This window comes from Janthinobacterium sp. TND4EL3 (assembly GCF_900156175.1).
Lineage (GTDB): Bacteria > Pseudomonadota > Gammaproteobacteria > Burkholderiales > Burkholderiaceae_D > Janthinobacterium.
The window spans coordinates 42539-55200 of record NZ_FTMV01000019.1 but is presented as its reverse complement, the minus strand read 5'-3'; the positions used below and the strand labels follow the sequence as shown (position 1 = coordinate 55200).

Below are 12662 nucleotides of genomic sequence, written 5' to 3'. Positions count from 1 at the left end.
AGACATCATGCTCACTTTGCATACCAAGCTGGCAGCGGACGATCAGCGCGCCGCCGTTGCCCAACTCGTGCTGCCCTACGACCAGCGCGAAAAATGCCGGCTGCGCGCCGTGCTGTCGAATGGCGACGAGGTGGCCGTGTTCACCGTGCGCGGCACGGTGCTGCGCGACGGCGAGCGCATGACGGGGCCGGGCGGGCAGGTGGTGCGGATCGTCGCCGCGCGCGAGGCCACCTACCTGGTGCGCTGCGCGGATGCGCACACGCTGCTGCGCTGTGCTTTCCACCTGGGGAACCGCCACACGCAGGCGCAGGTGGGCGACGGCTTTTTGCGCATCCGCAAGGACGTAGTGTTGAAGGAGATGCTCGAAGGCTTGCAGGCGACCGTGACGGAGGAAGAGGCGCCGTTCGAGCCGGAAGCGGGCGCCTACGGCGGCGGCCATGGCCACCACGACGGCCATGGCCAGCATTTGCTGGCCCCCGTGCCGCTGCGGCAGAAGATCCACCGTCCCGGCGATGCACCGGGCGCCGCATGATGCAGGCCTCGGCCCTGCTGCATCTGCTGCAGTTCGCCAGCCCCGCCTTGCCGATCGGCGCCTACAGCTATTCGCAGGGGCTGGAAGCGGCGCTGGAATCGGGCCTGGTGACGGATGCGGCCACGGCGCGCGCGTGGATCGCGCAGCATCTGACCTTGGTGGTGGCGCGCTGGGAAGCGCCCTTGTGCTGGCGCTTGATGCAGGCGTTTGCAGCGCAGGATCTGTGCGCCGTGCAGCGCTGGAGCGAGCGCTTCATCGCTTCGCGCGACACGGCGGAATTTCGCGCCGAGACCATCCAGATGGGATACTCGTTGAGCAAATTGCTGGCCGAACTGGGCGTGGCCGACGGCGTCTTGATCGACATGCTGCAGGGCCAGCCGGAGGTGGCGCTGCCCACCGCGTATGCGTGCGCCGTGGCGGCGCTGGCCATTCCGCGCGAAGAGGCGCTGCTGGCCATGCTGTTCGCCTGGGCGGAAAACCAGGTGCTCGTCTGCGTGAAATCCGTGCCGCTGGGGCAGGTGGCGGGCCAGCGCCTGCTGCTGTCGCTGCGGCCGGACCTGGAAGCGGCCGCGCTGACGGCGCAAACCTTGGCCGACGACGAGATGGGCAACTGGGCGCCGGGCCTGTCGCTGCTGTCGATGCGCCACGAAGTGCAGTACAGCCGCCTGTACCGTTCCTGAACACTACACCGAGAGACCACAACATGACTTCGATTACATCAAACCCCCTGCGCGTCGGCATCGGCGGCCCCGTCGGCTCGGGCAAGACGGCCCTGTGCGAAATGCTGTGCAAGGGCATGCGCGAGCGCTACGACATGGCCGTCATCACGAACGACATCTACACCAAGGAAGACATGGAAATCCTGCTGCGCGCCGATGCCTTGCCGGCCGAGCGCCTGATGGGTGTGGAGACGGGCGGCTGCCCGCACACGGCCATCCGCGAGGACGCGTCGATCAACCTGGAAGCGATCGCGCGCATGCAGGCCGATTTTCCCGATCTCGACCTGATCCTCGTCGAATCGGGCGGCGACAATCTGGCCGCCACCTTCAGCCCGGAACTGTCGGACCTGACGATCTACGTGATCGATGTGGCCGGCGGCGAAAAAATTCCGCGCAAGGGCGGGCCCGGCATCACGCGCTCCGATTTGCTCATTATCAACAAGACGGACCTGGCGCCGTATGTGGGCGCCAACCTCGACGTGATGGCGCAGGACGCCAGGCGCATGCGCGGCGAGCGCCCCTTCGTGTTCACCAACCTGCGCAGCGGCGACGGCGTGCAGGTCGTCATCGATTTCATCCGCGAGCAAGGTTTGCTCGATCAATCCGGCAAGGAGCTGCAATGAGCGCAACACTGATGACAAAAACGGCCGCCGTGGCGGCCCTGTGTCTGCTGGCCTTGCCCGCCATGGCCCATCCCGGCCATGGCGACAGCGTGGGCTTCCTGGCCGGTTTCGCCCATCCGTTCACGGGCATCGACCATTTGCTGGCCATGCTGGGCGTGGGGCTCTGGGGCGGCCAGCAGCGCCGCGGCTGGGGGCAGCCCGCCACCTTCCTCGGCATGATGCTGCTCGGCGCGCTGGCCGGCATGGCGGGCGTGACGGTGCCGGGGCTGGAAACGGGCATCGCCGCCACGGTGGCACTGGCGGGGCTGGCCATCGCGCTGGCGCTGGCCTTGCCGAACTGGCTGGGCGTGTTGCTGGTGGGTATGTTTGCGCTGGCGCATGGCAATGCACATGGCCAGGAATTGCCGTCCGCCGCGGCCGCGTGCGGCTTCCTGCTGGCCTCGGCCATGCTGTTGTGTGCTGGACGTTTCACCGGCCAGGTGCTGGCCGAGCGCCTGTTGCGTGTGGCCGGCGTGGCCTTGACGGCCGCCGGCGTGGTGCTGATGGGAATGAATTAAGCGCCGGGGCGCTTGTCGGACAGCACGATGGGTGCCGCGTTTTCCGGATGTAAGCCCTGGTGGCCCGCATATACGGCGGCAATCGCCGCCATGTCGGCGTCCTTGTCGCCCGTCAAATACAGATGGTCGACGACGCCCAGCACCTTGTTCGGATAGTCTATGTAGACGAGCAACAACGGCACCTTGGCGGCCAGCGCCAGGTGATAAAAGCCGCTTTTCCAGTTCGGACGGTAGCTGCGCGTCGCTTCCGGCGTGATGGCCAGCCAGTACCAGTCTGCGGCCAGCATGCGTTCGGCCTGGCGCTGTATCGTGCCGCTGGTGGTGCTGCGGTCGACGGGTTCGCCACCGAGGTAGCGCAGCACCTTGCCCATGGGGCCACGGAACAGCGTATCCTTGGCCAGCCAGCGGAAGGGCAAGGACACCGCCCACTTGCCGAACAGGCCCACCATGAAATCCCAGTTGGACGTGTGCGGGTAGACGACGGCGATGCCGCGCGGCCCCGGCAGGGGACGGAAGCGCATGCGCCAGCCGAACAGGTGCAGCACCCGCAGCGCGCAGCGCTGGTGCCAGGTCGGCAAGTCGCCCGCTTGTACAAATAAATCGTCCATTGATACCCTTCAGTGACACTGTTCTTAATGGGATGGCGCTGGTGGCCATTTTCCTTGAAGCAAAAATTCTGCGCAGGCATTCTATACGGGGCTGGCGGTGGCGACAAGCAGCCGGGCCCGCCATCCATGCGGTGCCGGGGCCGTGCTCACTGCCATTTTAACCATGTCCGGGTACTGCGCCGGGCACTAAATGCACGCCATGTGGTCAAAACTTGCTGCAGTGTAGATCCACCAGACATGGAGCCATGGCATGAAGAAGAGTATCGACGTGCTTAATAGCAACAATGACGGAGAGAATGTCAGAACGGACAAGGCGATGGCCGAACTGGTCGAGCGCGGTGTCGCTTTCCACCACGCCCTGGGCAGGACGGTGGCGACGGCTTATTTGCGCGAGCACGCCGTGCCGGCCGACGTCATTTACCGCGTTTTCAGCAGCGCCCAGGCGCGTCGGCCCGCGCGGCCGGCCCGGCGCCGATGGCGCTGAGCGGCCCGGGTGTTGCGCATTTGATGTTGAGATAAAACAAACGGCGGGCGCGCCGATATCGGCGCTTTGTCTGCGCCTGTATCGTTGCGCCCGCCATAAAGGGGGAGGTGTGCGCAGCTATGCGCCGCTACGCCGTGTGCAGCCGCTTGTTTGATCGGCTATCGCGCCTCTTGGCGTGCTCAGGCCAGCGCCGGATAGTCCGTGTAACCGGCGGCGTCCGGGGCATACAGGGTGGCCGGGTTCAGCGGATTGAGCGGCGCGTCGCTGTGCAGGCGGATGGGCAAGTCGGGGTTGGCGATGAACCACAGGCCGAAGGCCACGGCATCGGCTTCGCCCTTGGCCAGCAAGGCTTCGGCCGCCGCCTTGTCCATTTTTTCGTTGGCAATGTAGACGCCGCCGAATTCCTGCTTCAGATACGGGCCCAGGCGGTCGTCACCGAGCGCTTCGCGCGCGCAGATGAAGGCGATGCCCCGTTTGCCCAGTTCGCGTGCCACGTAGCCAAAGGTGGCGCGCGGGTCGGAATCGCCCATGTCGTGCGCGTCGCGGCGTGGCGCCAGATGCATGCCCACCTTGTCCGCGCCCCACACTGCTATGCACGCATCCGTCACTTCCAGCATCAATCGGGCACGGTTCTCGATCGAGCCGCCGTAGTTGTCCGTGCGCAAGTTGGTGCTGTCTTGCAGGAACTGGTCGAGCAAATAACCATTGGCGCCATGGATTTCCACGCCGTCGAAGCCCGCTTTCTTTGCGTTTTCGGCGCCCAGTCGGTAGGCGGCCACGATGCCGGGGATTTCTTCCGCGTCCAGTGCGCGCGGCGTGACGAATTCCTGTTGCGGGCGTACCAGGCTCACATGGCCGGCCGGCTTGACGGCGCTGGGCGCCACGGGCAAGTCGCCATTCAGGAACAGGGGAGCGGAAATGCGGCCCACATGCCACAGTTGCAGCACGATCTTGCCGCCCGCGTCATGCACGGCCTTGGTGATGTGTTTCCAGCCTTCCACCTGTTCATCGGACCAGATGCCCGGCGTGTCGGCATAGCCCACGCCCTGCGGCGTGACGGCCGTCGCTTCCGAGATGATCATGCCGGCCGAGGCGCGCTGTGCGTAGTACTCGGCCATCAGGGCGTTGGGCACGCGGCCCGGGTTGCCGGCGCGCGAACGCGTCAGCGGCGCCATGATGATGCGGTTTTTCAGTTGCAAACTGCCGATGGTGATGGGGTCGAATAAAGTTGCCATGATTGTCCTTGTGAGTGCCGCTCAGGCGGCGTTGAGATGGGGATGCTTACAAACCTTGCTGCATGTGCTCCAGAAAGGCCTCGATGGTGGCTTCATTGCGCTTGAAAAAGCTCCATTGGCCAACTTTCCTGGCGGAAATCAAGCCTGCCTTTTGCAAGGTGGCCAGGTGGGCCGAGACCGTCGATTGCGACAGGCCCAGCCGACGGTCGATCAGGCCGGCGCAGACGCCGAAGTCGAGCGGATGGTCTTGTTCGCAAAAATACTGCTCCGGCTCCTTCAGCCACTGCAGGATCTGCCGCCGTACGGGATTGGCCAGCGCCTTGTGGATGGCGTCGATGTCCATGCTGTTCCTCCTGGTCGATGTTCGTCTTCAAACGATATATGTATCGTCTTTTGTCAATTTCAATATCGGTATAATACGATATAGTAAAAAAACGTGCTGGCCGTTGGATATTTCAAGCAGGGATCAGGCGAAGTGGAGCAGCAGCAGGGCGAGGACGGCGGGCACCGTTTGCAGGTAAAGGATGCGCGTCATGACGGTCATTGCGCCCCACACGCCGGCCACGGCGATGCAGGCCAGGCCGAACACGGTGAACGCATGGGCGATGGCCGCGTCCGGGTGGAAAAAGCCCAGTGCCAGCGCCGCGACGAGAAAGCCGTTGTAGCAGCCCTGGTTCGACATGGCGGGGCGCACGATTTCCGCCTTTTCCTTGCTCAGGCCAAAGACCTTGCGGCCGCGCGCATCGAACAGCACGGTTTCCAGCAGCACGATGTAGACGTGCAGCAGCAGGATGAGGGCGGTAAGAATCTGGGCCAGTAGCAGCATCATTGCTCCCCGAGAATAAATAGATGCGCAATTATGCTGCCAGGCGCATGTTTTTTGGCACCAGCACGAGAAAAAATGTGCTTGCGGCAAGACCTTTCACCGAATGGTATACTTTTCCTTTTGCTCCTGTGGGGACGACCCCGCTCGATGTGGGGGCTGCATGGCGGGGACGACCCTGCCGCCTCGGGAGAAGAAGATGGCGTGGATTATTCTGGTATTGGCGGGCTTGCTGGAAATTGGCTGGGCCATCGGCCTCAAGTACAGCGCCGGTTTTACGCGCCTCGTGCCGTCCGTGCTGACGGCGGTGTCCATGCTGGGCAGCGTGGTGATGCTGGGCCTGGCCTTGCGCACCTTGCCGCTGGGCACGGCCTACGCCATCTGGACGGGCATCGGCACCGTGGGCACGGCCATCTTCGGCATCATGGTGCTGGGCGAACCGGCCAGCGCCGCGCGCATCGCCTGCATCGCCCTGATCGTGTCGGGCATCCTGGGCTTGAAATTGCTCAGCCCGCAATAAAGGATGCCAGCATGAGTCTTGCCACGACGTATTTCTACCTGGCCATCGCCATCATCGCCGAAGTCATCGCCACCAGCGCCTTGAAGGCGTCCGAGGGCTTCAGCCGCTTGTGGCCCAGCGTGATCACCGTGGTCGGCTACGGCATCGCCTTCTGGTGCTTGTCGCTGACCCTGAAGGTCATTCCTACCGGCATCGTGTATGCGATCTGGTCGGGCGTGGGCATCGTGCTCATTTCCGCCGTGGGCTGGTTCTGGTTCAAGCAAAGCCTCGATACGCCGGCAATGATCGGCCTGGGGCTGATCATTGCCGGCGTGCTCGTGATTAATCTTTTCTCCAAATCAGTGGGGCATTGATCAGAAGCTGCTGGCCACCCGCGCCAGGTAATACCACTCGGCATTGGCTTGCGCATTGACGTCCGGGAAGAGGATGTAGGCGTCGAATTCGGCCGTCACGGGCGTGCCGTCCGCGCGCACGCCGATCTGTTCGCCCTGTTTGACCTTGTCGAAGCTGGACCAGGTCTTGATGAAGCGGTCGCTTGCATGCAGCTTGTCGTGCACGACGACCATGTTCAGCGCTTCCATGTCCGCGTCGGCGATGGGTTCCGGTTGCGGCGCATCAATGAAGCCCAGGAAGGCCAGGGTATTCTTGATGGCGCGGTAAGCCACGTCCGGCGCAGCCGGGTCCGCGTGCTGGCCGCATTCCAGGGTCAGCGCATAGCCGCCCGTCGAGCGCATGTATTCGGTCGTGCCCACGCCGTAGCGCAAGACCAGGCCCACCTGGTCGCTATTGCCCAGGCGGCGCTGCACGCCCTGGCCATACGCATGCAGCCAGCCATCGACGAAGCGGCGCACGCCCAGGCGGCGCGCCAGTGCGCGCTCCTTGTCTTCATGCTGGAATGGTTGCAGCGGGCCATCGTTGTTGCGCGGACCCACCATGACGAAGGGCTGGCTGTCGGCGTTGAACGAGTGCAAGTCCAGCAGCACGTCGTGCTGGCCCAGCAAAGGGCACAGCCAGTTGGCGATGCGGTCTTCAAAATCCTGTGGATTGTCGTTCGGGAACAGATTGCGGTTCAGGTTGCGGTCGCCGCTGCGCACGCCCTTGGCGTAGGCGAGCGGGTTGGTGATGGGCACGAAGGTGACGCTGCCGGCCACGATGGAGAGGGCGCCGCTGTCGAGTTCAGCCATCACGCGGTGGATGCCCTTGGTGCCGCAGGTTTCATTGCCGTGCACGGCGCCCGTGACGATCAGGCGCGGGCCGCTGCCCTGGCCCGTGTAGTTGATGGACTTGAAGTGGAGTGCGCTGCTCATGCTGGACATATCCTATGCTGTTGCGGGAAGGGAAAGCGGGGTCGGCATATTTTAGCGGGATTCGCCGTGTACGCCTGCAAAAATGTGGCCATGGCGCACTCTGGCGTGGCATGATCGGCGCCACCGTTGTTTTCCCTTGCCCATTTCATGTCCAGCACGACCCATCCTTCCCGCCTGTACGGCCTCGACACCTTGCGGGCGCTGGCCATCGTGCTCGTCTTCATGAACCACTATCTGCTGTTCGTCAGCGAGGGCGGGGCGTTCGGTTTCTGGGGAGAAATCGGCTGGACGGGTGTCGACCTGTTCTTTGCCCTCAGCGGCTATCTGATCGGCAACCAGATCTTTGCCGCCCTGCGCAGCGAACACGGCTTTTCCCTGTCCCGCTTCTATGCGCGGAGATTCTTGCGCACCTTGCCCAATTTTTATGTCGTGCTGGCTTTGTATTATCTGTGGCCCGCGTTTCGCGGCGATAACGCGCTATTGCCGCTGTGGAAATTCCTGACGTTTACGCAAAACATCAACCTGACGCCGGGCACGGCGTTTTCCCATGCGTGGTCCTTGTGCGTGGAAGAGCAGTTCTATGTGCTGTTGCCGGCCGTGGCGCTGGCGATCGCCGCCTGCCGCAAATCCTTGCTGTGGGCCTGGCTGGCCGTGGCCGCCAGCTTGATCGTCGGCATGCTGGTGCGCGCCTACCTGTGGGAGGAGTACGTGCAAGTGCCGCGCGGCGGTCTCGGCTATTACAAGTATATCTATTACGCGTCGTGGTGCCGCTTCGACGAGCTGGTGGCGGGCGTGGCGCTGGCGCTGCTGAAAAACCACCATCCCGGCGCCTGGGCGCGCCTGACCGCCTATGGCAACCGTACCTTGCTGGCGGGAATGGCCGGTACGGCGCTGATGTTTTATGTGTTTCTCACCGATCACTATGGCTATGCCGTGACGGTGTTCGGCTATCCGGCCCTGGCCGCCAGTTTCAGCTTGCTGCTGATCGCGGCACTCAGTCCCGGCAGCGCGCTCTATCAACTGCGCGTGCCGGGCGCGGCCAGCCTGGCCCTGTGGTCGTATGCGATTTATCTGTTGCACAAGCAGCTGTGCATCCTGCTGCGCCCGTTCCTGCAGGAGATGGGGCATGGGCCGGACGGGGCGCCGGCGATACTGATCAGTGTCGCCGTCAGTATCTTGACGGGCTGGCTCTTGTATAGAGTGGTGGAAACGCCGTTCATGCGTTTGCGGGCGCGCTATGTGCCCGCCAATCACGCGTGATGATTACATGTCGATCACATCGAGCCCCCGCGGCGTGCCCACCAGCAATTCCAGGATCGCATGCACGCGCAGATTCGTGTCTTCGTGTTCGGTATTGAGGATCAAGGTGCGCAGGCCGGGCACGGCTTCCGCGATGTGGGGACTGGCGTAGGCATTGATCAATAACAAGACCAGGTCCGTGGCGCCCGCGCCGGGCTGGCGCCGCAGCCGCTCGTGGATCACGTTCAGCAGCGCGCGCTGCATGCGCGGCGTGGGATTGCTGATGTAGGCGAAGACGCTAGGCGTGTTGGCGATGGCCGCGCAGATGCGCCGCTCCATCTCGTCCGGCTTGACGTCGGAAGCGATATCGAAATACGCGGCATTCCAGCGCGTGCGCGCATACGGGTGGCCGGGCGGGAAGGAATCGGCCGTCTCGAAACCGCAGATGCGGCTCAGGGTTTTCAGCCAGCTTATTATGGTGGAGTTCATGCCGCGATTCTAGCGGCATTCCAGGTGCCCGGGGCCGACTGTATATAAAGGAGGCTGACGCCCGGGAAGCGGATGAAAAAGAGATTAAAGTTTCCTGTAAAACAGCCCTTGTCATTCTGGGAAAGCCTCTCTATAATGCTGGTCTTCGGGGCGGTTAGTTCAGCTGGTTAGAATACTTGGTCGACATCCAAGGGGTCGGGGATTCGAATTCCTCACCGCCCACCAGAATTTAGCAGCAAGTGGTTTTGAAGAGTTTTAAGCTGGCGCAAGCCGCAAGCGGTCATTTGAAATACAATGATCAACAAAAGTTTTACGGGCGGTTAGTTCAGCTGGTTAGAATACTTGGTCGACATCCAAGGGGTCGGGGATTCGAATTCCTCACCGCCCACCAGAATGCAGTTAGAGAGAAAGGGTAAACCGGTTATGACACCGCGAACTACTACCAAGCTTTGGGAGTGACGCTAGTCGAACGGGTTTCCTTTGTCTCAAGAAAGTGAAAAACGCGGCTAGTCCGCGTTTTTTTGCGTCTGCGTTTTCCTTTCAGTTATTTTACCCATCACATCGCAGTTTTACCTGGCGCCAGCGCCGATATGGAGATCAATATGCTTACAATCCGACTTCCCGATGGTTCCGCCCGTCAATTTGACGGCCCGGTCACCGTGGCCCAGGTTGCGGCCAATATTGGTACCGGCCTGGCCAAGGCGGCCCTGGCGGGCAAGGTTGACGGCAAGCTGGTCGATACTTCCTATCTGATCGAGCAAGACGCGGAACTGGCGATTGTCACGGACAAGGACGCCGATGGCCTGGAAGTGATCCGCCATTCGACGGCCCACTTGCTGGCCTATGCCGTCAAGGAATTGTTCCCGGACGCGCAAGTGACCATCGGTCCCGTGATCGACAACGGCTTTTATTATGACTTCGCCTACAAGCGCCCGTTCACGCCGGAAGACCTGGTCGCAATCGAAAAGAAAATGGCGGAACTGGCCAAGAAGGATGAGCAAGTCACGCGCAAGGTCGTTGCGCGCGACGAAGCCATCGAGTACTTCAAGGGCATCGGCGAGGCGTACAAGGCTGAGCTGATCGGCTCGATCCCGGCTGACCAGGAAGTGTCGCTGTATTCCGAAGGCAAGTTCACGGACTTGTGCCGCGGCCCCCACGTGCCATCGACGGGCAAGCTGAAGGTCTTCAAGCTGATGAAGCTGGCCGGCGCCTACTGGCGCGGCGACTCGAAAAACGAGATGCTGCAGCGTATCTATGGCACGGCCTGGGCCAAGAAGGAAGACCAGGAGCTGTATCTGCACAACCTGGAAGAGGCGGAAAAGCGCGATCACCGCAAGCTGGGCAAGCAGCTCGATTTCTTCCATTTCCAGGAAGAAGCGCCAGGCCTGATCTTCTGGCACCCGAAAGGCTGGTCGATCTGGCAGCAAGTCGAGCAGTACATGCGCAATGTGTACCAGGTCAACGGCTACCAGGAAGTCAAGGCGCCGCAAATCCTTGATCGTGGCCTGTGGGAAAAAACCGGTCACTGGGATAATTACCGTGAAAACATGTTCATCACGGAATCGGAAAACCGCGCCTATGCGCTGAAGCCGATGAATTGCCCTGGCCATATCCAGATTTTCAACAATGGCATGCGCAGCTATCGCGACTTGCCATTGCGCTACGGCGAATTCGGCCAATGCCACCGCAACGAGCCGTCGGGCGCCTTGCACGGCATGATGCGCGTGCGCGGCTTTACGCAGGATGACGGTCACATTTTCTGCCTGGAAGAGCAGATCGCCGGCGAAGTGACGGCGTTCCACCAGCAGGCAATGGATGTGTACACGGCATTCGGCTTCACGAATATCGACGTGAAACTGGCCTTGCGCCCCGATAACCGCATCGGCACGGAAGAATCGTGGGACTTCGCCGAGGAATCGTTGCGTTCGGCCCTGCGCGCCTGTGGCGTGGAATGGACGGAATTGCCGGGCGAGGGCGCGTTCTACGGTCCGAAGATCGAGTACCACCTGAAGGATAGTCTGGGCCGCGCATGGCAAGTGGGCACCGTGCAGATCGATCCGTCGATGCCGGGCCGCCTGGGTGCCGAATACGTGGCCGTGGACAACACGCGCCAGGTCCCCATCATGCTGCACCGCGCGATCGTGGGCTCGCTGGAACGTTTCATCGGCATCCTGATCGAACACTACGCGGGCGCCATGCCGCTGTGGTTGTCGCCGGTGCAGGTGTCGGTGTTGAATATTTCCGACGCTCAAGCTGATTATGTACAGGAAGTTACAACAAAACTGCGCAAAGCGGGGCTGCGCGTGCAGGCTGATTTGCGTAACGAGAAGATTACCTATAAAATACGTGAACATTCCGTACAAAAATTGCCTTACATCTTAGTAATTGGCGACAAAGAACGGGATGCGAATACAGTGGCCGTGCGGGCGCGGGGCAATGTCGATCTGGGCGTCATGTCCGTCGATGCCCTGATTGAGCGACTCAAACATGAAGTCGACACCAAGGCCTGACGAGGAAACTCGCTGCACGACCGTCTTACAAGATTTTTAAAGGAAATTACAATAGCTACTGACAAGTCACATCGCATCAATGGCGAAATCACTGCCCCTGAAATGCGTTTAAGCGGGGTCGATAACGAGCCACTCGGTATCGTAAGTTTGGCTGAAGCCTTCCGCCTGGCGGAAGAGGCAAACGTCGACCTGGTGGAAATTGCGCCTACCGCGCAGCCACCGGTATGCCGTTTGATGGACTACGGCAAATTTAAGTATTCGGAGCAAAAGAAAGCTCACGAAGCCAAATTGAAGCAAAAGATCATCCTCGTGAAGGAAGTCAAATTCCGTCCGGGGACTGATGATGGTGACTACAATATCAAGTTGCGTAATCTCATCAAGTTCCTTGAAGACGGCGATAAAACCAAGATCACCTTGCGTTTCCGCGGTCGCGAGATGGCGCACCAGGATATTGGCTTCCGCATGCTGGAACGTCTGAAAGCCGATCTGGAGCCGTACGGCCAGGTCGAGCAGTTCCCGAAGATGGAAGGCCGCCAAATGATCATGGTTCTTTCGCCTAAGAAGAAGAAGTAAGTTACAATAGCGTTTTACTGTGGGTGAACACTGCGCGTGCCAGCATTGGCGCGGCGTCAAACCCCAGGCAGAATTTGCGCGGCCCGCTCAGCAATGTGCGGGCCGCGTGAACTGTAGCGGACTCGCATCCGCTGCACAACATGTGAAAGCAGGCATCTAAGCGCAGCGTCGTGTTGCCACCTGCAATCCTGTTATAAATGGAGCTGTCCGTAAGAGGACAGATTGCTATGCCTAAAATGAAGACCAAAAGCTCCGCGAAAAAACGTTTTCGCGTGCGTCCAGGTGGAACAGTCAAGTCGGGTCACGCGTTCAAACGCCACATCCTGACCAAGAAAACCACCAAAAACAAACGTCAGTTGCGCGGTACCCGTAACATCAACGCATCGGATGTCACATCCGTCATGCGCATGATGCCGACTGCTTAATCTCACACTCAATTTAAG

At 61.2% G+C, this 12662-nt stretch carries 17 protein-coding genes and 2 tRNA genes; 13 read left to right on the top strand and 6 right to left on the bottom strand.

The features are described from left to right. The first annotated feature begins 7 nt into the window (after window positions 1-7). From ureE to BXA07_RS24310, 4 genes are read left to right on the top strand one after another with little or no spacing between them, the layout of a single operon-like run. Window positions 8-532, top strand: coding sequence for an urease accessory protein UreE (ureE, locus tag BXA07_RS24325; RefSeq protein WP_076571692.1), 525 nt, complete (start codon window positions 8-10; stop codon window positions 530-532). Further along, window positions 532-1212 carry an urease accessory protein UreF gene (locus tag BXA07_RS24320; RefSeq protein WP_076571793.1) on the top strand — a complete coding sequence of 227 codons (681 nt, stop codon included), beginning with the start codon at window positions 532-534 and terminating at the stop codon, window positions 1210-1212. The genes ureE and BXA07_RS24320 overlap by 1 nt, the downstream gene beginning before the upstream one ends. A 23-nt stretch (window positions 1213-1235) precedes the next feature. Beyond that, window positions 1236-1874: an urease accessory protein UreG gene (gene ureG, locus BXA07_RS24315; RefSeq protein WP_076571690.1), complete on the top strand. Its 639-nt coding sequence runs from the start codon at window positions 1236-1238 to the stop codon at window positions 1872-1874. Beyond that, on the top strand, window positions 1871-2431 hold the full coding sequence (locus BXA07_RS24310) for a HupE/UreJ family protein (protein ID WP_076571689.1): 561 nt from the start codon (window positions 1871-1873) through the stop codon (window positions 2429-2431). Before ureG ends, BXA07_RS24310 begins: the two co-directional genes overlap by 4 nt. Here BXA07_RS24310 and BXA07_RS24305 read toward each other — a convergent pair. After that, window positions 2428-3039: a 1-acyl-sn-glycerol-3-phosphate acyltransferase gene (locus BXA07_RS24305; protein WP_076571687.1), complete on the bottom strand. Its 612-nt coding sequence runs from the start codon at window positions 3037-3039 to the stop codon at window positions 2428-2430. The two genes, BXA07_RS24310 and BXA07_RS24305, sit on opposite strands and share 4 nt — an antisense overlap. A 250-nt stretch (window positions 3040-3289) precedes the next feature. On the opposite strand from BXA07_RS24305, the gene BXA07_RS24300 reads away from it, so the two are divergent. Further along, the gene (locus BXA07_RS24300) at window positions 3290-3523 is read left to right on the top strand and encodes a hypothetical protein (RefSeq protein ID WP_076571685.1); all 234 of its coding nucleotides are present in this window, start codon (window positions 3290-3292) and stop codon (window positions 3521-3523) included. A gap of 179 nt (window positions 3524-3702) precedes the next feature. On the opposite strand, the gene BXA07_RS24295 is transcribed toward BXA07_RS24300, so the two are convergent. The 3 genes from BXA07_RS24295 to BXA07_RS24285 form a co-directional block, all read right to left on the bottom strand. Continuing rightward, window positions 3703-4758 carry an alkene reductase gene (locus BXA07_RS24295; RefSeq protein WP_076571684.1) on the bottom strand — a complete coding sequence of 352 codons (1056 nt, stop codon included), beginning with the start codon at window positions 4756-4758 and terminating at the stop codon, window positions 3703-3705. 46 nt (window positions 4759-4804) lie between these two features. After that, window positions 4805-5101, bottom strand: coding sequence for an ArsR/SmtB family transcription factor (locus BXA07_RS24290; RefSeq protein ID WP_076571682.1), 297 nt, complete (start codon window positions 5099-5101; stop codon window positions 4805-4807). A 123-nt stretch (window positions 5102-5224) separates the two neighbouring features. Then, window positions 5225-5584 carry a DUF1304 domain-containing protein gene (locus BXA07_RS24285; protein ID WP_139335736.1) on the bottom strand — a complete coding sequence of 120 codons (360 nt, stop codon included), beginning with the start codon at window positions 5582-5584 and terminating at the stop codon, window positions 5225-5227. Between the two features lie 196 nt (window positions 5585-5780). On the opposite strand from BXA07_RS24285, the gene sugE reads away from it, so the two are divergent. Next, on the top strand, window positions 5781-6101 hold the full coding sequence (sugE, locus tag BXA07_RS24280; RefSeq protein WP_070217981.1) for a quaternary ammonium compound efflux SMR transporter SugE: 321 nt from the start codon (window positions 5781-5783) through the stop codon (window positions 6099-6101). An 11-nt stretch (window positions 6102-6112) separates the two neighbouring features. Next, window positions 6113-6454 (top strand): SMR family transporter, encoded by a 342-nt coding sequence (locus BXA07_RS24275; protein ID WP_076571679.1) that lies wholly within the window; start codon window positions 6113-6115, stop codon window positions 6452-6454. Here the strand turns inward: BXA07_RS24275 and BXA07_RS24270 are convergent, their stop codons facing one another. Further along, entirely contained in the window at window positions 6455-7408 is a 954-nt protein-coding gene (locus BXA07_RS24270; protein WP_076571678.1) for a M14 family metallopeptidase, read from the bottom strand. It lies immediately after the preceding gene. A 147-nt stretch (window positions 7409-7555) separates the two neighbouring features. Between BXA07_RS24270 and BXA07_RS24265 the strand changes: the two genes are divergently transcribed. Continuing rightward, entirely contained in the window at window positions 7556-8668 is a 1113-nt protein-coding gene (locus BXA07_RS24265) for an acyltransferase family protein (protein ID WP_076571792.1), read from the top strand. A 3-nt stretch (window positions 8669-8671) separates the two neighbouring features. On the opposite strand, the gene BXA07_RS24260 is transcribed toward BXA07_RS24265, so the two are convergent. Further along, on the bottom strand, window positions 8672-9136 hold the full coding sequence (locus tag BXA07_RS24260; RefSeq protein WP_076571676.1) for a hypothetical protein: 465 nt from the start codon (window positions 9134-9136) through the stop codon (window positions 8672-8674). Between the two features lie 148 nt (window positions 9137-9284). Here BXA07_RS24260 and BXA07_RS24255 point away from each other — a divergent pair. The 5 genes from BXA07_RS24255 (at window position 9285) to rpmI (ending at window position 12644) form a co-directional block, all read left to right on the top strand. Continuing rightward, window positions 9285-9361 (top strand) — tRNA-Val (locus BXA07_RS24255). Window positions 9362-9450: 89 nt separating this feature from the next. Next, window positions 9451-9527: transfer RNA gene (locus BXA07_RS24250), tRNA-Val, on the top strand. Window positions 9528-9738: 211 nt separating this feature from the next. Further along, window positions 9739-11646 carry a threonine--tRNA ligase gene (gene thrS, locus BXA07_RS24245; protein ID WP_076571675.1) on the top strand — a complete coding sequence of 636 codons (1908 nt, stop codon included), beginning with the start codon at window positions 9739-9741 and terminating at the stop codon, window positions 11644-11646. A 51-nt stretch (window positions 11647-11697) separates the two neighbouring features. Further along, window positions 11698-12219 (top strand): translation initiation factor IF-3, encoded by a 522-nt coding sequence (infC, locus tag BXA07_RS24240; RefSeq protein WP_071650129.1) that lies wholly within the window; start codon window positions 11698-11700, stop codon window positions 12217-12219. Between the two features lie 227 nt (window positions 12220-12446). Next, window positions 12447-12644 carry a 50S ribosomal protein L35 gene (rpmI, locus tag BXA07_RS24235; RefSeq protein ID WP_038493025.1) on the top strand — a complete coding sequence of 66 codons (198 nt, stop codon included), beginning with the start codon at window positions 12447-12449 and terminating at the stop codon, window positions 12642-12644. Window positions 12645-12662 lie beyond the last annotated feature (18 nt).